Here is an 18,295-nt window from a genome sequence, read left to right as displayed (position 1 = left end):
ATGGGGTGTTATTTTGGATTCTCAAAGAAAGCTGACGTTTCCGTTAGCCGTCGGTTTATTTATATTAATGTTAGGAATCATTATTTCTTGCTTATTCTTGTTTCATACAGAACCGCATATTCCGCTGTTTCTATGTGTTGTCATGCTTTCGGCTGCCGGTTTATGGTTTGGTTTTTCCTGGAAGTCATTAGAAAAAGGGATTACAGATGGGATCAAGAACGGCGTACAGCCGATTATCGTTCTGGCGCTGATCGGTATCTTAATCGGCGCTTGGATGTACAGCGGCGCAATACCGTCCGTGACAGTTTATGTCCTGTCATTTATTGAACCCAGCCACCTCCTTTTGACTGCTTTGTTTTCTTGCATGATCATCAGTACGCTTGTCGGCTCAAGTTTGACAACAGTGAGCACGATTGGGGTCGCGCTGATCGGAGTGGCGAGTGCGGCCGGCGTTCCGCTTGAATGGACAGCAGGCGCGGTCATATGCGGCGCATGCTTTGGTGATAAAATGTCGCCGATGTCGGACACAACCAATTTTGCCGCCGGCATAGGCGAAATACCAATCTTTGAACACATTCGCCATATGATGGGCACTACTATTCCGGCTTTGCTCATTACTGTCGTGCTGTTTTACTTTCTCGGTTTATCTGTGTCAGCGGACACGGCTTCAACCGATGATATTCAACATGTCATAACCGGAATCAATGATGCCGCAAACGTAACGCCGTGGGCGCTTCTTTCTCCACTCTTAGTCGTCTTGCTGGCGGTTAAGCGTGTGCCCGTGATTCCCGTGCTGACTGCTGGAATTATTTCCTCGGGAATTTTGACTGCTATATTTGTGCCTGACAGCAGCCTGCAGGCGTTTATGACAGCTTTGCAAAATGGCACGTCGTTCGAAACTGACAATGAGGCCGCCGCTAAAATTATCAACAGAGGCGGACTGCAATCCATGATGGGCTCAGTCTCGCTCATTATGATTGCTTTTGCACTCGGCGGATTGATGGAGAAAATCGGATTGATTTCCGCGCTATTGGAGGGTGTCATGAAAGGCATCCGTTCAAAAGGCCAACTGATTGCGGCAACTGTCTGTTCAAGCATCGGCATCAATCTGGCAACCGGTGAACAGTATCTTTCAATATTAATACCGGGACAATCATTTAAAGCCTTATACGACAAACAAAACATCCAGCGAAAATTTCTTTCCAGATCCTTAGAGGACGGCGGGACATTAATTAATCCGTTGATCCCTTGGGGAGTATGCGGTGCTTTTATGACGAGCGCACTTGGTGTTCCCGTCATAGAATATATCCCGTTTACGTTCTTCCTCTATATATCACCGATGATCTCCATTTTGGTTGGATTTATTAAAAAATAAAAAGAGCTCCGCTTGCAAAGCGGGCTCTTTTTTTATGCTTCATTATGAAATACTTGCAGCCTGCTGAATGCTTTCTTGAAAAGCAGCCTGAAGCTGTTTTGTCACCGGTCCGGGTTCACCGCTTCCGACCGATTCTCCATCGAGCGTCACGACCGGAATAATCTCTGCCGTTGTTGATGAAATAAAGATCTCTTCCGCCTGTCTCAGTTCTTCCTCACTGACAGGCTTCTCTTCAAGCTCGATCCCGTTCTTTTTAATAAGCCCTAAAATATTCATTCGTGTAATTCCATTGAGAATGAGCCGATTAGCCGGATGCGTTCGCACCGTCCCATTGATAACAGCATAAACGTTAGAGGATGTACCTTCCGTAACAGTGCCGTCTCTTAGTAAAATAGTTTCAAAGGCTCCCGCTTCATAGGCTTTTTGCTTGGTCATAACATTATACAGTAAATTCAGACTTTTAATGTCGCATCTCAGCCAGCGGAGATCCTCATCTGTAATGGCTGCCACTCCGTATGCCTGCTCTTGCTCCGGTTTTTTCACACTAAAAGTGTAAGCAGTAGTCTGCGGTTCAAGTCCAGCTTCATATTGATGTTTTCGAGGCGCCACACCTCTTGTTGTCTGAATGTATACCGCTCCTTCACTGATCGCATTCTCCTGTACAAGCTTTTGCAGGTCCCACTCTAAATCTTCTATACTGAACGGCAGTGACATTCCGATTTCAGCCGCACTTCTGAAAAAACGCTCCGCATGCTCGCGCAAGCCGAACAATACCCCTTTGTACACCCTGATAACCTCATAGATACCGTCACCAAACTGATAACCGCGATCTTCCAAATCAACCGAAGCTTCGCTGCGTTCGGTCAGCTGGCCGTTGACTAAAACCTTCATAATAACCCTCCCTTTTCGAGATTTCCCTGATGTTTTTCTAGCTGTCATTGTCACTTATTCTACCATATTGGACGAGCTGAAAAACAGAAAGATCCAAGAGATCTATAGCGGGAAGGAGTTTATTTTTTCCTTAAAATCTGACATTTCGACACATTTTCTATGTTCTTTCCCGATTTATTCCTGTATACTTGACTGGTAATACATAGGTTGTAAACATATGGCATCTTCATAAGCTGCCTGCTGTACAGCGGTATGTAGAGATTTTATGCCAATGGAGAGATTGTTATGCGACAAACGAGAGGAGACGCTTCTCCTTCTGCAGTTTCGCTTGCTTTTAAATTTGCAAGTTTAGCAGTTTTATGTGTGCTGCTTTTGCTTATGGTGATTCTGGGGTATTCCAACAGCTCATCGAAAGCAAAGGAAGTCACTGTCACAACAAACGGCCAGCTTCGCAATGAGAAGGAAAGCCTGAAGCTGAAAAACGACTCCCCCGATCTGCTGATAAAACATCTGCAGACAAAACAGAACATGGGAGATAAGACGGTTTACTTAACCTTCGATGATGGCCCGTCAGCCTATACAACCCGCTTGCTCGACGCACTGAAACGCGCTGATGTAAAAGCGACATTTTTTATGCTGTCACCGCGGATGAACGAATTCAAACAAGCGGTGAAAAGGGCAGAAAAGGAAGGCCACACACTCGGTTTACACGGCGTCACCCATAATAACAAATTATTCTATCAAACACCGACATCCCCGTTAAAAGAAATGCAGGAGGCGCGTGACACGCTTAAAGACATAACAGGATATAAAACCGATCTTGTCAGAACGCCATACGGGAGCAAGCCGTCACTGACCGCTTCACAAATCCGCAATCTTGAGAAAGACGGTTTTGTGTACTGGGATTGGACGATTGACAGCCTGGACTGGAAATACCGGAATTCAAAATATGTGACGGCAGTATTACAACAGCTTGAGAATATGGAACACAGCCACTCAAGCAGGCCGTATGTCATTCTCATGCATGATCTTCCAGCTACCGTAAACGCGCTGCCGGCATTAATCGATAAACTCAAAGAAAAAGGCTATTCCTTCGGAGTATTAGAGGACACCATGGTTCCTGTTCATGAATAAAAAAGTGAGGCGCACGCATATGGGTGGCCTCACTTTTTTATGTCCAAACTTCGGGCAAACTCTCCAATTTTTTGATGGATGACCATGTCAAACAAGCTGTCACAATACGTCGGCTCGAGGTTAATGATGACTTTCTTCATGCCGGGAATCCGGCTTGCGTCCTCAGGCACAAATCTCGCCGGAGCAACTTCGAGAGACGTGCCGATGACCAATAAAAGATCTGCTTGATCTAACTTTTCATAAAGGGTGTCAAAGTGCAGGACGGCATCACCAAAGAGAACAACATCGGTTTTTAATACCGTTCCGCAAATATCATCATCTTTTCCGACCGCCGTGCACTCCGGCACCTCTCTCTCCAGCAAATGAGGGAGCTCATATCGGACGCCGCATGCCGGACAAGCTGCTGTCTGGATAGAGCCATGCAGTTCATACACATGCCTGTTCCCGGCTTTTTTATGAAGGCCGTCAATGTTTTGCGTGAAAATATCGACTTGCTTCCCTTGCTTCTCCAGCTCAGCTAAAAGCAAGTGCCCTTCATTCGGTTCAAAGCTGCCACTCATCTTCATCTGGAACAATTCTTTGAATTTAGGCCAAAACAGACGCGGATGGTTTAAAAAGTAATCAAGACTCATCGCTTCCATTCTTGAGGCATCCTCCGTCCAAATGCCCCCGGCTGAACGAAAGTCGGGAATCCCTGATTCTGTGCTCATCCCAGCTCCGGTCAGCACGACAATTCGCTGCGCTTCATTTAGAATATTTCTGAATGCTTCCAACTCAACACCGCCTTTTTTCTATTATTTTACCACGAAAAAAACTCCGCCTCTGTAGACGGAGTCTTTCCCTTTTTAAGCTCGTTCCTTTTCCTCTTTATTTAAATTGACTTGGAACGGATCGTTTTGGTGCTTTTGCTTAACAAAAACCATTTGGCCGGGGTATGCAAACTCAACACCTTCTGCGGCTAGAATTTCAATAATTTTATAGTTGATATCCTCTCTAACATCAAGATTTTCAGCCCAAATCGTTGTTTTTGTATAGAAGTTGAAAAATAAATTGTAGTAGCTGTCGGCAAACGTATCAAAGTTGACCATGATCGTTTCATTATCAACGCCCTCATGTTCCAAAAGCATGGTTCTGAGAGAACGAATGGAGCGTTCAAGGTTCTCAATCGGCGTAGCGTAGGATACATGGATGGAAAACGTGATCTGGCGTTTGGTCATTCTCGTCCAGTTCGTGATTGCTTCCATCGACAGCGTAGAGTTCGGCACCGTTACAAGCGCCCCCTGTGCTGTTCTGAATCTCGTGCTCCTGAAGGTTATATCTTCTACTGATCCGGTTACTGTCGACGTCTCCACCCAGTCACCGATGGTAAACGGTTTTTCAGTAATAATAATGATGCCGCCGAAGAAGTTGCTGATGGTATCCTTCGCTGCAAGCGCAAAAGCAAGTCCGCCAAGACCTAGGCCCGCCACAAATCCGTTGACATCATAATTAAATTCCTGAGCGATCACACTGACACTGAGCGCAATGATGACAAAACGGAGCAATTTGGATAAAAACGGCGCCAGAATGTCATCCATGTCCAGTTCGAAGCGCTGATTCACCTTATGGAAGATAAACGACGATGCTGCGGTCAAATTACAAAGCCCCCAGCACAAGAGCGCAACAATCAGTGATCGGTATATTTTGCTGATGATCGGCATTTGTTCGTCTAAAAACGGTGAATACCGTATTGCTAAAAACAGCCCTAAGGCAACAAAAAACCACCTGGCCGGCTTTTCAAACGCAAGAACGACCTGTTTGAAAATTTCTGTTTTCCGCCGATTCGTTAAATTAAAAAGCAACTGAAAGAAATATCTTGTAAACAGTTTTCTCAGTATAAGAAACACCAGCAAAATCGCCAAGCTGATGCCGATTTGTATGATTTTATCAAGCGTAAAATATTGCTGCAGATAATCTGGCATGACAGTCTCCCTTCTATTTAAATCGAATGTTTATTATACTAAAAGATTCGTAAAGATGCTCTTCTAAATGTCTTTTTGCAGCACAAAACCCCGGCGAACGCCGGGGCCATTTCTCAATTCATCTATTCAGCCAGATACACTAGGGACAGTCACTTACTTTTTTTCGTTTGTGTCTGATCAAGGAGAGTTGCTTTTTGCATTTCAGCATCCGTTTCGGCTTTAATTCTTTCCTCCACTCTGATTCTCCCTTTTCCCATGATCTCGCCTCCTTTTTTGCTATTATAAAGTAACAGAATGTTTTGTGAATATGTCGAAAGACCTAATTTCCTGCCGAAATATGTTCTGAAACGCTGAGTGTCTTTTTTTAGTTATACGCACTCATCAGCCCGGACCATTCCGAGATGGCAGAAAAAATTCACCAGTTTGTATCGCCGCGCATATATGGATTTGATACAATAACAGAAATGCCCATACGAGGAGCTGACTTAGCTTGTACACCATTGCCCATCGAGGAGCATCAGGTTACGCTCCGGAAAATACGTTTGCCGCATTTGACCTTGCGGCGAAAATGAATGCAGATATGATCGAACTGGATGTCCAGCTTACAAAAGACAGGCAGATTGTTGTGATACACGATGACAGGGTTGACCGAACAACAAACGGCTCGGGTTTTGTTAAGGAATTTACACTGGAGGAATTGCAGAAGCTCGATGCAGGAAGCTGGTACAGCCCCAATTTTAAGGGAGAGCGTATTCCAACCTTAGAAGCGGTGCTCAAACGCTACCACAAAAAAATCGGCCTTTTAATTGAATTAAAAGGCCATCCATCTCAAGTCGGAATTGAAGAAGAAGTGGGACAGCTGTTAGGGCAATTTTCTTTTTCTATCAACAATATTGTCCAATCCTTTCAATTCCGCTCCGTCCAGAGGTTCCGCGAGCTTTATCCATCGATTCCGACAGCAGTCATTACAAGGCCCAACTTTGGCATGCTGTCCAGAAATCAGCTGAAGGCCTGCCAATCTATCGCAAACTATGTCAATATAAAATACACACGACTCAATCGGCTGATGATCGCTTCCGCCCATAAAAATGGCTTAAAAGTATTTGCATGGACTGTCAAGAATCCAAAGGTAGCAGCAAAATTACAAGCCATGGGTGTGGACGGCATCGTAACAGACTACCCGGATTTCATCAAAAAGGATGGCAAACATGAAAATATATAGCGCGGTTTTTATCGGAGGCGCGCTTGGCGCCTGCCTCCGATACGGATTAAACATGTGGATACACACCGATCAGTTTCCGGCAGCAACCTTGCTGGAAAATGCGGCTGGAAGCCTTCTATTAGGCATTCTGACCGGTTTTTTTATGGTCAGGGCAAAACGGCCTCTGCTGTCGGCTTTTTTAGGCACCGGATTTTGCGGCGGCTTCACGACAATGTCCACGTTTTCTAAAGAAACGGTGCTGCTTTTGCAATCACAATCTTCACTGGCTGTTTTGTATATGGCAGTCTCATCGATATCAGGAATCGCTCTTGCACTGATTGGTGTTCTGGCGGGCCAGCGCATAGTAAGCATTCGGCAAAGAAAGGGGCTGCAGGAAAAATGACACTAGCGGGTATCTTCATAGCGGGCGGGCTTGGCGCGATCCTGCGCTTCTGGCTTGGCAATGTCATAACCGCCAAAGCCAAAGGTTTCATCCTGCCCATCGGCATAGTAACAGTCAATATTCTCGGAGCTCTCGGGCTTGGAATATTTATAGGGTTTCACGTTACAAATGCTTCGGCCTCCCTCATCATCGGCACGGGATTTTTTGGCGCCTTTACGACCTTTTCCACTTTCAGCGTTGAAAGTGTACAGCTCCTGCTGGCCAAACGCGTAATGGAAAGCATCCTGTACATCGCTCTGACGCTTTGCGGGTCGCTTTTGGCATTTTGGTGCGGCTGGACAATCACAACGTAAAAAAACCTTGAGCTTATTTCTCGCTCAAGGTTGCACTGTTCAGCATCACAGGCTCGGGCATCGGCAGCGTGTGGTGCGCCGTAATCCCGGTTGTGCTGCCAGCTTCTTCTTTTATATCGATTTGTTTAATTAATCGGCCGTCCATCTTCAGCACCTTTATCGTATACGAACCGATACGGATGGATTCACCAGCCTCAATATCGATGTTTTCTTTTAATATCAGCCCGCCGATCGTATCGACGTCCTCTTGAATCGATGCACCAAGAAGGCTGTTCACCTGATCGATCCGAACCTTTCCATCCATCACATAATGGCGGTCGCCAAGCTTTTGGATCACCGGCTGTTCATCTTCATCAAATTCATCTCTGATCTCGCCGACAATTTCCTCAAGAATATCCTCTGTCGTCACAAGTCCCGAGGTTCCTCCGTATTCATCAGACAATATGGCCATATGAATGCGTTCGCGCTGCATTTTAATCAGCAAATCATGAACCGGGATGGTTTCAATCACTTCGATTACGGGCCGCACATACGGGTGGATTGTCATCTTCATTCGTTCCTCTTCTGTCATAAACAGCAAATCAGAAAACAAATGCTTCGTATTAACCAATCCGATGACACTGTCTTTGTCCCCGTCTGTGACAGGCCAGCGCGTATATTTTTCCTTCAGCATGACTTCTAGCATCTCGGCCATCGTCATCTCTGTTGACACAGCGGCCATTTCCTTCCGCGGTATCATAATTTCTTTAGCGATCCGATTATCAAATTCGAAAATTTTATTCACATATTTATATTCAGACGGATTAATCTCTCCGTTTTTTAAACTCTCAGACAACAGCATTCTGAGTTCTTCCTCAGAATGGGAACCATCATGTTCTGACGCAGGCTTTAAACCGAACATCCCGCATAAAAGCCGCGCCGATCCATTGAGGATCCAAATAAACGGAAACAGGAGCAAATAGAATAAACGCAAAGGACCCGCTATCAGCAAAGTCAGCTGTTCAGCCTTTTGAATTGCGACCGTTTTCGGGGCCAGCTCACCTACAACAACGTGCAGGAATGTAATCAAGCCGTACGCGACCGCAAATGAGATCGCATGAGAAACCGATTCCGGCAGATCGAGCGGTTCAAACAATGGATGCAGCAGCCGTTCAAATGCCGGCTCCCCCAACACGCCGAGCCCGATTGATGTCAATGTAATGCCCAGCTGGGATGCGGATAAATATTCATCCAAATCTGTAATGACACGCTTTGCGAGTATTGCCCGTTTGTTTCCTTCCGTTATAAGCTGATCAATTCTGGATCTCCTTACTCTAACAATCGCAAACTCGCTTGCAACGAAAAACGCGGTTAAAGCAATGAGCACACCAATTAAAATCAGACTGTCAATATCGTCCATTTAACCTTATCCCCTTCATGAAAGGATAAGGAGTCACCTCCTGATATAATCATTTTTCCTTAACATTGAGGTACGCGGTGTATTGTTGCCTAAGCAGTGGGCCCCATCATACCACCTCCAAGTCAAAGTGATTATAAATTGTATATTTTATTGTAACACAACTCATTCCAAAAATGATTTTTAATTTTTAGACTTTTATTATAGGGAAAGCCTTAATTGCTTGCACTGCTTCTGCTTGTCAATTCTGCTGACTGCCTGGATTGGAGGAGTAAGGATTTTGTGAAGATAAAAAAGAAAACAGCATGGAAAACTGTTTTCTCTATCTTTGCCTTCTTAAGCAAAATCTTTATATAAAGAAATGAAAATATCCCGTGAGTTTTTAATCTGCTCGATCGGCACGCTGAAGGATAAACGGAAGTGCCCTTTCATTCCAAAACCGCTGCTCGGCACAATTAATAATTTGTACTTTTGGGCGGCATGCACGCAAAATGCGACTTCATCTTCAATTGGCGATTTCGGAAAAACGAAGAAGCCGCCCTTCGGCATTTCAAATTCAAAACCGGCTTCCTTTAAAATGCTGACCATTAAATCCCTGCGCTCTTTATAAGCGCTTGCGTCTACTCTTACATCATCCATTCTTGCCACAGCCCGCTGCATCATGACAGGCGCATTCACAAATCCAAGCGTTCGATTACAATACACAAAAGCGTTGATCAAAAGACCGGCATCCGGCATCTTGCTGTCCAAACCGATATACCCGAGCCGCTCCCCGGCTATGCCGAGATCCTTACTGAATGAGCTCGCCAAAATCACACGATGATACGATTGAAACGGATTTGCCAGCTCTTCATCATAGATTAATTGACTGTATGGTTCATCAAACAGAACATAAATCGTCTGGCCGCTCTTCTCTTCTATTTCTTTTAATAAAGCGCCTAAATCATCTATATTTTTCTGGCTGAGAACGGTACCTGTCGGGTTATGAGGTGTATTGAGGATCAGCCCTTTCGTCTTTGGAGTGATCGATTGCCTTACCGCTTCAATATCGATCTCAAACCGGGACGTCAACGGGCAGCTGACAGCCTTCCCCCCGTAGTTCTCAATATACAATTTATACTCGGCAAAATAAGGTGCGAGAATAATGACCTCTTCTCCCGGGTTTACGATACTTTTTAGCGCGACATTCAATGCGCCGCCCGCACCCACCGTCATGACGACGCGTTCCGCCGAGAACTCCGCTTCAAAACGGGACGCCAGAAATTGCGCGACTTTTTCTCTCGCCGCCGGAAGTCCTTGGTTTTGTATGTATCCGTGATTGCCTTTTTCAGCTTCCTCTATTAACGCTCTCTTAAAAGCTTCAGGCGGTTCGACAATCGGGTTGCCGAGTGAAAAATCAAATACCTGGTCATCCCCGAACTCTTTCTTCAGCCTTGCGCCTTCATCAAACAGCTTGCGAATCCATGATCCTTTATTTAAGTTTTCTTCAATTTCCCGGGATAACCCAGCCAATCTCATCTGTCCCTTCCGTATATAAAAGTTTGAAAATTCTATCTTTCTATGTTACTTCAATGAGATGATGAATTCCACTACTTCCAGTTACCGTCTGGAAAAAACAATAAACTTGTGCAAGACACCGTTCATATATTAAACTATTCTCATAACTATAACGTGATGGTTGGGAGGGATATAGATGGGGCTGAGACTTATCGCATCAGTGAACTAGCGGCACTTGCCGGAGTAACGAAACGAACAGTTGATTATTATACGAATCTCGGTCTGCTTACGCCGGCCAGATCCTGTTCGAATTACCGTTACTACGACGAAATTGCACTCAAACGGCTTATATTTATTGTAGATTGTAAGAAGCAGCGATTGGCCCTGTCCGATATTAAAGATCGACTGGAGAACCAGTTTCCCTCTTCAGCTAAACTTGATGATGAAATTGGAAATCTGGCATTAGAAATTGATCATATGAATCAAAACATCTCCGGAATCTTGCATCGGTTTGAACGGCTGAAGCCCGAGGAGCGCGACAGGCTGAAAAGCAAACTCCCGCCCGAAAAGCTCGCCGTGTTCCAATCATTTATGCTGCTGTTAAGTTAAAACCATTTTATCTAACAGGAGGTGTTACCTTCATTCTCATTGCTAGAATGAAGGTTCTAATTGGACATAGTGAATTTGATTTTTGTCGCTGTTTTAATCGCCCTGACGGCATTTTTCGTGGCATCTGAGTTTGCCATTATCAGAATCAGAGGCTCACGGATTGATCAGCTGATCGCGGAAGGAAATAAAGCAGCAATAGCCGTAAAAAAAGTGACCACGCATCTTGATGAATATTTATCTGCGTGTCAGCTCGGAATTACATTGACTTCCATCGGATTAGGGGTTTTAGGTGAATCAACGATTGAAGGGCTGCTTCACCCGCTTTTCGTACAATTGAACGTTCCAGGTTCCCTTTCACATGTCATATCGTTTATTTTTGCGTATGCCATTATTACGTTCCTGCACGTTGTTGTCGGAGAACTTGCACCTAAGACAGTCGCTATCCAAAAGGCGGAATCAGTGTCTATGCTGTTTGCGAAACCGCTGATTTGGTTTTACCGCATTATGTTCCCGTTCATTTGGCTTTTGAACAATTCCGCACGGTTATTGACAAAAGCATTTGGCCTGGAGACCGTTTCAGAAAACGAACTCGCTCACTCTGAAGAAGAGCTGCGAATCATTCTGTCTGAAAGCTATAAAAGCGGTGAAATTAACCAGTCAGAGTTTAAATATGTGAATAAAATCTTTGAATTTGACGACAGGCTCGCGAAAGAAATTATGATTCCGCGGACCGAAATTGTCAGCCTTCCGCATGATATCAAGATTTCTGAAATGATGGATATCATTCAGATTGAAAAATATACCCGCTACCCTGTAGAAGAGGGCGATAAGGATAACATTATCGGTGTTATTAATATTAAAGAAGTACTGACCGCCTGCATCAGCGGCGAGGTATCTGTTGATTCTACCATTTCTCAATTCGTCAACCCGATCATTCATGTCATTGAATCTGCGCCGATCCAAGATCTGCTTGTCAAAATGCAAAAAGAACGGGTCCACATGGCCATCCTGTCTGATGAATACGGCGGGACTGCCGGGCTCGTGACGGTTGAAGACATTATCGAAGAAATCGTCGGCGAAATCCGCGATGAATTTGATATTGATGAAATTAACGAAATCCGCAAAATCGGCGAAGGCCATTATATTCTTGACGGAAAAGTGTTGATCGACCAAGTAAACGATCTGCTCGGCATTCATTTAGAGAACGAAGAAGTCGATACGATCGGCGGCTGGTTCCTTACCCAAAAATACGATGTTGAAAAAGACGATTCTATCATCGAAGAAGGCTGCGAATTTATCATCAATGAAATCGACGGCCACCACGTCGCTTATATTGAAGTCAAAAAGCTTGCGGCAGAAGAGCTGGTCGAAGCTGGGGAACCAAGAGAAGCATAATATAAAAAGACACCTTTTACTGAGGTGTCTTTTTATTATGTTTTATTTTAACCTCCCTATTCTCCTCCTATGAAAACTGCTGCTAATAAAACGCTAATCCTCGGGAATTCTAATCAGGGGACTGGATCTCATTTTAAAAGCGAGAAAAAGGAGTGACATCATGAAAGTAGTGGTAACTGGAGCAGCAGGCAAAATAGGACGGTGGGCCGTAAGAACAATACTGGAGGCCGGCCATGATGTAACAGCGTCAGATCGATTATTAAGAGAGGAATCAGCATCGAAAAAATTTATTCAAGCAGATTTGCGGGATTATGGCCAGGTATGTCAGCTTATTATGGGCTGTGATGCTGTGGTTCACCTCGGGAATATTCCGACCGATGTCAGGAATACCTCTCAGGCGATATTTGAAAATAATATGCTTGTCAATTTTAATGTCCTGGAAGCCTGTAAAGATTTTAAAATCCCTAAGCTGGTATGGGCTTCAAGTGAGACGGTGCTGGGATATCCGTTTGTCCCGAAAGAGCTCAGCTACCTTCCTGTAGACGAGGAGCACCCGACGATCGTGAAATCATCGTATGCCATGGCAAAACGGCTGACTGAAATTCTCTCAGATATGTATTCAAAGCTAACCAAAACACAAATCGTCACTCTTCGTTTTGCGAATATATATGAGCCCGATGAGTACGAAAAAATACCCGGGATGCACTGGAACGAGCAGCAAAAAGAGATTCAAAAGAAAAATGCATGGGCGTATTGTGATGTCAGAGATGCTGCACACGCTTGCCTGCTTGCAGTCGAAAAAAATAATCTCGGAAACGATGTCTTCCATATTACTGCGCCGGACACCATCATGAAAGAACCGAGTGAAGATTTGGTTAAGCGGTTTTTCCCGGATGTCTCTTTAAAAAGAGATATAAAAGGATATGAAACGCTGATGGCAATCGATAAAGCGAAAAAGATCCTTGGTTATGAACCGCGTTATACATGGCGTTCTGTATTAAACAATGACGGCTCACTTAAAGCACTGCCAGAGGATCAGCTTTCATTATCCAAAATATAAAACAAAAAAGCAGCAGATGTTCAATGAACTTCTGCTGCTTTTTTTATATCATAATCATCTAAATTGATGTCTACATCCATTTTGAGAGCCAGCTTTGCCAGCTGCAGCCCCATATAGGGCCCCATTGTCAAACCTGACGATCCAAGGCCATTTGCTGCTATGATCCCGTCCCAGCCGGGAAGGGGTCCGATTACCGGCACATCCCCTGGTGTAAAGGGGCGTAAACCGACTCTTGCTTCTTGAAAGGTGCTGTTTGCTAAACCAGGAGCCATTTCTAAACCTTTGTTCAACAATTCCTGCAGCCCGCCGGCCGTTATCCGTACATCATGTCCTTCTATGTCATCTTCACGAGTTGCTCCGATGGCTATTCTCTTGTCAGCATAAGCTAACAGATATTCCTTAGAAGGCGGCATCACAGCCGGCCAGCTGTCCATATCGTTTGCGGCCGGAACCTGTACATATACGATTTGCGCTTTTTGCACGCTTACTTTGAAGCGAATGCCTAAAGGCTCCAGCAATTGGCCTGCCCATACACCAGCACAAACAATCACCTCATCAGCAGTATAACGTTCATCACCGACGGTTACGCCTGTCACTCGTTTTGAATGATATTGAATTTTGGCGTCGCCTGTTAAAAAAACGGCGCCCATTCTTTGAGCAGAACGCACTAATGCATCTCTCAGCACTTCGCCATCCACTCGGGCAGCACCGCTTATATGAATGGAATGGTACCGTTTATCCAATAGCGGAAACATACCCGCTGTTTTTATTTCAGAAAGAAAGGAAATCTCACCGATTTCCGGGGCATCTTGTTTACGTTCCTGCACCCGTTTTTCAATATTCTCTATCTTTTCTTTCTCCTGATGGATACTAAGAGCACCAACAGGAGCATAACCCGTTTCTTTCTCGCCTTCTTTTCTAAGCTCCTCTATGAAACTGGGGTAAAAGTGTGCTCCTGCCTTTGCCATTCTGTACCACGCCTGATTTTGCCTGGGTGACAGCCATGGACAAATAATGCCCTTCGCCGCATAGGTGGCCTGTCCCTTATCCTTCCGATCTATAACAAGGACCTCGGCCCCCATTTTGGCTAACTGATATGCAGTTGACGCTCCCAGAATTCCAGCTCCTACCACGATAATTTTTTTCATTTTCCGTAACCTTTCCCAATAGTCAATTCCTCAATTAGTATAGCTAATTGCCGAGGAACTTATAAACAATCGGAAAATCAGTGAGTAGAAATACTGATGGTTTATAGCTGCTCAAGCTTCTTTTCAAGCTCTTTAATGCTGTTATTCAAAGCCTCTGTCATTGCTGCAAGTCTTTCTTTTGACGGCAGGTGGGCAAAATCAGCCTGCTGAAGTGGCTCACCGATAATTAGCTTCATTTTTCCTTTTTTGAACAATTCCTTTCCGCTTGAAGGCCCTTTATAAGCAGCGGGAACGAGCGGAGCTTTCCCCATTTGCGCAATCGTCACCGCGCCTCTTTTTAAAGGCACGTCCTCAGAGGTTCTTGTTCCGCTTGGGAAGATACCGACGATCTCTCCTTCTTTCAGCAGCTTAATCGGTGTTTTAATACTGCTTGGCCCGGGATTTTCCCGATCTACCGGAAAGGCATGAATTTTTTGCAGAAATGAACCGATCCATTTATTTTGAAAAAGCTCTTTTTTCGCCATGTAGTGTATTTGATAAGGAAGAATCCCGACTCCGAGTGTGATCACATCAACCCAGCCGGAGTGTGTACACGCGATGACAAAACCTGAATCGGCCGGAAGGTTTTCTTTGTTATACACCTTCACTCCTCCGCGAAGAGAAAGAATAACTTTTAAAGCATTTGCACAAAACTTATACATATCGCACTTCCTTTGTCGTAATCAATGATTCTTACTGTTACTTATTATAACAACATTTTTTATTACCTGGTACTAATTTTTATGATTTCTCTGGTTAAAACGACAAAAAGCTGAGGATGTGCCCTCAGCTTTTGTTATACTTCCTCTCTTGTCGGCGGTGCCATAAACTCCGGTCCGACCGGGTCTGATATCGTATTTTCTAATATGGTATTGATGTCTTTATGATCTTCACTGCTCAGCGTCCAATCTGTAATCTCTGATACCGCTTCAACCTGCTCAGGCTTTCTTGCTCCCCAAAGAGCGATATCTGCTCCAGGCTGATCTAATATCCATCTGACAGCCAAATGAATTACTGATTTACCATAACGTGTTTCCGCCAGTTCATCCAATTGTTTGACAGCGGAAAGATACTCTTTAAAGCGGGGCTTTTGGAATTTCGGATCGTGATTTCGCAGATCGTCGCCCTCAAATGTATACGCTTCGGTCATTTTTCCTGTTAACAGCCCTCTGCATAAACTGCCGTATAATAACGTTGTGATCTGTTTGTCTTTCGCATAAGGAAGAACATCCTCTTCGATTTCTCTTTCAAACAGATTATATGGAGGCTGTATCGTATGAAGCGGTGCGGCAGCGCGAAATGTATCCATTTGCTCAACTGAAAAATTACTGACGCCAATCGCCCGGATTTTCCCCGCATCATACAATTCCTTCATTACTTCCGCCGTTTCTTCAATTGGCACAAGCGGATCAGGCCAATGCACCTGATAAAGATCAATATAATCCGTTTGAAGCCGCTTCAAAGAATTCTCGACTTCCTCTATGATTCTCGCTCTGTTCGCATGGCGGAACAGCTGGTTGTTCTTCCAGTCCAGAGCCGTTTTCGTTGCGAGAATCACCTGATCTCTTTTGCCGTGCTCCTTGATCGCCTTGCCGACGATTTCCTCGGACTGTCCGAAGCCGTAAGCCGGCGCGGTGTCAATCAGTGTGATCCCCTGATCAAGAGCGGCGCGGATTGTTTTGATGGATGTTTTTTCGTCAGTGCCTCCCCACATCGTTCCGCCAATCGCCCATGTACCGAGGCCGATTCTGGAGGCTTTGATTCCTGTATCTGCTATACGGGTATTTTCCATTGTGCCACTCCTTCACTTTTTCACTATCTTTTCCCCGCTGGCAAAAATGTTAAACATTTCTCGGTACTATCTTTTGCGGCCATTTTTGGTTACTATATAGGAATGGTGTTTGATTAGGTATAAAAAAGCCGTTTGCACGTAATGTGCAACTTTAAACCTTTCTTATGCGTGTATAAGATAGAGGGGAGAAAAGGCAGTGACGATCGATGAAATTTACCAAATGTACATGAATGATGTTTACAGGTTCCTGCTCTCCATGACAAAAGACAAGCATCTTGCCGAAGACTTGCTGCAGGAAACCTTTATGCGGGCATACATACACATTCACTCCTATGATCACAGCAAAGTAAAACCCTGGCTTTTTCAAGTGGCGCGAAACGCCTTCATTGATTACGTCAGAAAGCATAAGAAAGAAGTCACCATTTCTGATGACTTAATCGGAAGCCTCTTTCAAAATGCTGTTCAGAGCCCTGCCCATCAGGTAGAGATAAAGGAAGTGCTGACTGGTTATATGTCCGAGCTCCCCGATAATTATCGGGAGGCCTTAACGCTATATTATTTAAAAGAGTTAAATTACAAAGAAGCATCCCATATTATGAATATTTCAGAGGCGAATTTTAAAAGTGTTTTATTTCGCGCCAGACAGCGGCTGAAAGCACTTTATAATAGAGGTGTTAATGATGAATGAAGAATTTAAAAAGCGTTTTGATCAATATAAAAATGGGGAAATGAGCGACCAGGAAATGACAGCATTTGAGGAAGAACTTGAGAAGCTCGAAGTGTATCAGGAACTGATTGACAGCGAGCTAGAGGACATCAACGATTGGGATGTCAGCATTAGTCCTGAAAAACAAAAAGCGATTTTAGCCTACGGAAAACGCAAGTCTTATTTGCGAATTTCTGTGCTTGCCGTCATTTCGACATTAATGATTTTGCCGCTCTGTACGCTGGGTAGCTACCTCTATTACGGAATGGGAGGAAAACACAGCACCGGCAATGAGCTTATGGAAACCGCCGCAGTCACTGTGGCCCTGACCATGCCGAATGTTCTTGTTGATACATCCGGACTGAAAAGCCAAGTGAAGCTGTTTGGCATGAATACGGAATTCCCGCTGCAAAAGCAGATCGGCACGAAGACGGCTGCCGTAGGGAATGAACGGGTTGAAATGTTTTATGATAAAGTGAAAGCGCCGGCCGTTAACTACTATGACTTAGAAGTGAACAAAACAGGCCATTACTTTACACACCCATCAAATGCGTCAGAACAAACAACCGCAAAAGCGGAAAAAACGTTAAAGACATTGCCTGAAGGAACGGTATCCGAGGTCTATCTTTCATATGACCGTGCATACCCGACAAAAGAGGTGTATAACAAGTTCAAAGGCTACGATGTGAGCTTTTTGTGGAATGCAATTGAAACAGAGAAAAATACAAATAAGACAGTGTACACAGAACCTCTTGGCTATCCTGGGAAGGATTCAAAGTTCTTGGCTGCACTTAATTCAAAAGGCAAGTCAAATGGCGATCAGTTTATCAACGCCCTGAAATTCATGTCCAAGCACGAAAAATGGGCGCAGGTCATTTCAAAACGAAAAGACCTGAATGTGGATAATCGATTGGATTATGTAGAGAAAAACGGTGTCAATGTATACGGTTCGGTCGTTACAGGGCCGACCAAGGAAATCCAGCGCATGCTGAAAAACAAATCTGTAAAATCAGCGAATGTCGGCGAGGTGGAATTATGGAACTGGTAAGAATTTTTAAAGAACACAATGTATTCGGCTGGATCTCTGTCGGGACAGCGATTCTGTCCCTGCTCTTGCTGAATTTGGCGATTATCAGCAACGTCACATTTTATTCCTATCAAATGCTTCCGTTCGCCATGGCTGCCGTTCCGTTTGGCATTATTGAACTCTTCATCAAGAGAGGGCGGACAGGTCCTGGCTTGCTCGGCGTCATCCTGAATCTCTTTGTGATCATTTGTGTGTATACCATTGTATCTGTTGATACCAATTTACAGTTTGGCTTTTAAAAGAAAGAC

20 protein-coding genes are annotated in these 18,295 nt (G+C 44.5%); 11 read left to right on the top strand and 9 right to left on the bottom strand.

Features of this window, described 5'->3' with window-relative positions:
• Positions 1–13: 13 nt before the first annotated feature.
• On the top strand, positions 14–1,375 hold the full coding sequence (gene nhaC / locus AC4CV5_RS05925) for a Na+/H+ antiporter NhaC (protein ID WP_490922257.1): 1,362 nt from the start codon (positions 14–16) through the stop codon (positions 1,373–1,375).
• A 42-nt stretch (positions 1,376–1,417) separates the two neighbouring features.
• Here nhaC and dat read toward each other — a convergent pair whose 3' ends face one another.
• Positions 1,418–2,266, bottom strand: coding sequence for a D-amino-acid transaminase (gene dat / locus AC4CV5_RS05920; RefSeq protein ID WP_326221007.1), 849 nt, complete (start codon positions 2,264–2,266; stop codon positions 1,418–1,420).
• A gap of 285 nt (positions 2,267–2,551) precedes the next feature.
• On the opposite strand from dat, the gene AC4CV5_RS05915 reads away from it, so the two are divergent.
• Entirely contained in the window at positions 2,552–3,400 is an 849-nt protein-coding gene (locus AC4CV5_RS05915; protein ID WP_490922256.1) for a polysaccharide deacetylase family protein, read from the top strand.
• 29 nt (positions 3,401–3,429) lie between these two features.
• On the opposite strand, the gene AC4CV5_RS05910 is transcribed toward AC4CV5_RS05915, so the two are convergent.
• The 3 genes from AC4CV5_RS05910 to AC4CV5_RS05900 form a co-directional block, all read right to left on the bottom strand.
• Positions 3,430–4,173: an NAD-dependent protein deacylase gene (locus AC4CV5_RS05910; protein WP_222142514.1), complete on the bottom strand. Its 744-nt coding sequence runs from the start codon at positions 4,171–4,173 to the stop codon at positions 3,430–3,432.
• A 72-nt stretch (positions 4,174–4,245) separates the two neighbouring features.
• Entirely contained in the window at positions 4,246–5,361 is a 1,116-nt protein-coding gene (gene mscY, locus AC4CV5_RS05905; RefSeq protein ID WP_166853772.1) for a small-conductance mechanosensitive channel protein MscY, read from the bottom strand.
• 149 nt (positions 5,362–5,510) lie between these two features.
• Positions 5,511–5,618: a YhdX family protein gene (locus tag AC4CV5_RS05900; RefSeq protein ID WP_003224203.1), complete on the bottom strand. Its 108-nt coding sequence runs from the start codon at positions 5,616–5,618 to the stop codon at positions 5,511–5,513.
• 233 nt (positions 5,619–5,851) lie between these two features.
• Between AC4CV5_RS05900 and AC4CV5_RS05895 the strand changes: the two genes are divergently transcribed.
• From AC4CV5_RS05895 to crcB, 3 genes are read left to right on the top strand one after another with little or no spacing between them, the layout of a single operon-like run.
• Positions 5,852–6,583: a glycerophosphodiester phosphodiesterase gene (locus tag AC4CV5_RS05895; RefSeq protein WP_222142513.1), complete on the top strand. Its 732-nt coding sequence runs from the start codon at positions 5,852–5,854 to the stop codon at positions 6,581–6,583.
• Positions 6,570–6,965: a fluoride efflux transporter FluC gene (locus AC4CV5_RS05890; RefSeq protein ID WP_222142512.1), complete on the top strand. Its 396-nt coding sequence runs from the start codon at positions 6,570–6,572 to the stop codon at positions 6,963–6,965. Before AC4CV5_RS05895 ends, AC4CV5_RS05890 begins: the two co-directional genes overlap by 14 nt.
• Positions 6,962–7,318, top strand: coding sequence for a fluoride efflux transporter CrcB (gene crcB, locus AC4CV5_RS05885; protein ID WP_222142511.1), 357 nt, complete (start codon positions 6,962–6,964; stop codon positions 7,316–7,318). The genes AC4CV5_RS05890 and crcB overlap by 4 nt, the downstream gene beginning before the upstream one ends.
• Positions 7,319–7,331: 13 nt before the next feature.
• Here the strand turns inward: crcB and AC4CV5_RS05880 are convergent, their stop codons facing one another.
• Together AC4CV5_RS05880 and AC4CV5_RS05875 are read right to left on the bottom strand one after the other, a co-directional pair.
• Complete coding sequence (locus AC4CV5_RS05880) at positions 7,332–8,717, bottom strand: hemolysin family protein (protein WP_222142510.1); 1,386 nt, start codon at positions 8,715–8,717, stop codon at positions 7,332–7,334.
• A gap of 333 nt (positions 8,718–9,050) precedes the next feature.
• Entirely contained in the window at positions 9,051–10,232 is a 1,182-nt protein-coding gene (locus tag AC4CV5_RS05875) for a pyridoxal phosphate-dependent aminotransferase (protein ID WP_490922255.1), read from the bottom strand.
• Between the two features lie 156 nt (positions 10,233–10,388).
• On the opposite strand from AC4CV5_RS05875, the gene cueR reads away from it, so the two are divergent.
• The 3 genes from cueR (at position 10,389) to AC4CV5_RS05860 (ending at position 13,275) form a co-directional block, all read left to right on the top strand.
• Complete coding sequence (gene cueR, locus AC4CV5_RS05870; RefSeq protein WP_166854697.1) at positions 10,389–10,820, top strand: Cu(I)-responsive transcriptional regulator; 432 nt, start codon at positions 10,389–10,391, stop codon at positions 10,818–10,820.
• Between the two features lie 60 nt (positions 10,821–10,880).
• Positions 10,881–12,215, top strand: a complete 1,335-nt coding sequence (locus AC4CV5_RS05865) for a hemolysin family protein (protein WP_166853778.1) — start codon at positions 10,881–10,883, stop codon at positions 12,213–12,215.
• Positions 12,216–12,375: 160 nt separating this feature from the next.
• Positions 12,376–13,275: an NAD-dependent epimerase/dehydratase family protein gene (locus AC4CV5_RS05860; protein WP_003224186.1), complete on the top strand. Its 900-nt coding sequence runs from the start codon at positions 12,376–12,378 to the stop codon at positions 13,273–13,275.
• A gap of 20 nt (positions 13,276–13,295) precedes the next feature.
• On the opposite strand, the gene AC4CV5_RS05855 is transcribed toward AC4CV5_RS05860, so the two are convergent.
• The 3 genes from AC4CV5_RS05855 to AC4CV5_RS05845 all read right to left on the bottom strand — a co-directional run bounded on the left by AC4CV5_RS05855 (position 13,296) and on the right by AC4CV5_RS05845 (position 16,254).
• Positions 13,296–14,423 (bottom strand): NAD(P)/FAD-dependent oxidoreductase, encoded by a 1,128-nt coding sequence (locus tag AC4CV5_RS05855; RefSeq protein ID WP_222142507.1) that lies wholly within the window; start codon positions 14,421–14,423, stop codon positions 13,296–13,298.
• A gap of 101 nt (positions 14,424–14,524) precedes the next feature.
• Entirely contained in the window at positions 14,525–15,124 is a 600-nt protein-coding gene (locus tag AC4CV5_RS05850; RefSeq protein ID WP_003224182.1) for a 1-acylglycerol-3-phosphate O-acyltransferase, read from the bottom strand.
• Positions 15,125–15,258: 134 nt separating this feature from the next.
• Complete coding sequence (locus AC4CV5_RS05845) at positions 15,259–16,254, bottom strand: aldo/keto reductase (protein ID WP_490922254.1); 996 nt, start codon at positions 16,252–16,254, stop codon at positions 15,259–15,261.
• A 196-nt stretch (positions 16,255–16,450) separates the two neighbouring features.
• Between AC4CV5_RS05845 and sigM the strand changes: the two genes are divergently transcribed.
• From sigM to AC4CV5_RS05830, 3 genes are read left to right on the top strand one after another with little or no spacing between them, the layout of a single operon-like run.
• The gene (sigM, locus tag AC4CV5_RS05840) at positions 16,451–16,942 is read left to right on the top strand and encodes an RNA polymerase sigma factor SigM (RefSeq protein ID WP_003224177.1); all 492 of its coding nucleotides are present in this window, start codon (positions 16,451–16,453) and stop codon (positions 16,940–16,942) included.
• A complete protein-coding gene (locus tag AC4CV5_RS05835; RefSeq protein WP_490922253.1) occupies positions 16,932–18,008 on the top strand; it encodes an anti-sigma factor in 1,077 nt (358 codons plus the stop codon). The genes sigM and AC4CV5_RS05835 overlap by 11 nt, the downstream gene beginning before the upstream one ends.
• Entirely contained in the window at positions 17,996–18,286 is a 291-nt protein-coding gene (locus AC4CV5_RS05830; RefSeq protein ID WP_166853783.1) for an anti-sigma factor, read from the top strand. Before AC4CV5_RS05835 ends, AC4CV5_RS05830 begins: the two co-directional genes overlap by 13 nt.
• Positions 18,287–18,295 lie beyond the last annotated feature (9 nt).

This window comes from Bacillus sp. NS1 (assembly GCF_058248265.1).
The sequence above is the reverse complement of the archived record's forward strand: the minus strand, read 5'-3'. Positions and strand labels throughout refer to the sequence as shown.

Bases quoted from the DNA above. Each gene is read 5' to 3' on its own strand.
- AC4CV5_RS05915 (WP_490922256.1), top strand. From the start codon at position 2,552: ATGCGACAAACGAGAGGAGACGCTTCTCCTTCTGCAGTTTCGCTTGCT.
- AC4CV5_RS05875 (WP_490922255.1), bottom strand. From the start codon at position 10,232: ATGAGATTGGCTGGGTTATCCCGGGAAATTGAAGAAAACTTAAATAAA.
- mscY (WP_166853772.1), bottom strand. From the start codon at position 5,361: ATGCCAGATTATCTGCAGCAATATTTTACGCTTGATAAAATCATACAA.
- AC4CV5_RS05845 (WP_490922254.1), bottom strand. From the start codon at position 16,254: ATGGAAAATACCCGTATAGCAGATACAGGAATCAAAGCCTCCAGAATC.
- AC4CV5_RS05880 (WP_222142510.1), bottom strand. From the start codon at position 8,717: ATGGACGATATTGACAGTCTGATTTTAATTGGTGTGCTCATTGCTTTA.
- AC4CV5_RS05890 (WP_222142512.1), top strand. From the start codon at position 6,570: ATGAAAATATATAGCGCGGTTTTTATCGGAGGCGCGCTTGGCGCCTGC.
- AC4CV5_RS05830 (WP_166853783.1), top strand. From the start codon at position 17,996: ATGGAACTGGTAAGAATTTTTAAAGAACACAATGTATTCGGCTGGATC.
- AC4CV5_RS05850 (WP_003224182.1), bottom strand. From the start codon at position 15,124: ATGTATAAGTTTTGTGCAAATGCTTTAAAAGTTATTCTTTCTCTTCGC.
- dat (WP_326221007.1), bottom strand. From the start codon at position 2,266: ATGAAGGTTTTAGTCAACGGCCAGCTGACCGAACGCAGCGAAGCTTCG.
- AC4CV5_RS05860 (WP_003224186.1), top strand. From the start codon at position 12,376: ATGAAAGTAGTGGTAACTGGAGCAGCAGGCAAAATAGGACGGTGGGCC.
- AC4CV5_RS05835 (WP_490922253.1), top strand. From the start codon at position 16,932: ATGATGAATGAAGAATTTAAAAAGCGTTTTGATCAATATAAAAATGGG.
- AC4CV5_RS05855 (WP_222142507.1), bottom strand. From the start codon at position 14,423: ATGAAAAAAATTATCGTGGTAGGAGCTGGAATTCTGGGAGCGTCAACT.
- AC4CV5_RS05900 (WP_003224203.1), bottom strand. From the start codon at position 5,618: ATGGGAAAAGGGAGAATCAGAGTGGAGGAAAGAATTAAAGCCGAAACG.
- cueR (WP_166854697.1), top strand. From the start codon at position 10,389: ATGGTTGGGAGGGATATAGATGGGGCTGAGACTTATCGCATCAGTGAA.
- crcB (WP_222142511.1), top strand. From the start codon at position 6,962: ATGACACTAGCGGGTATCTTCATAGCGGGCGGGCTTGGCGCGATCCTG.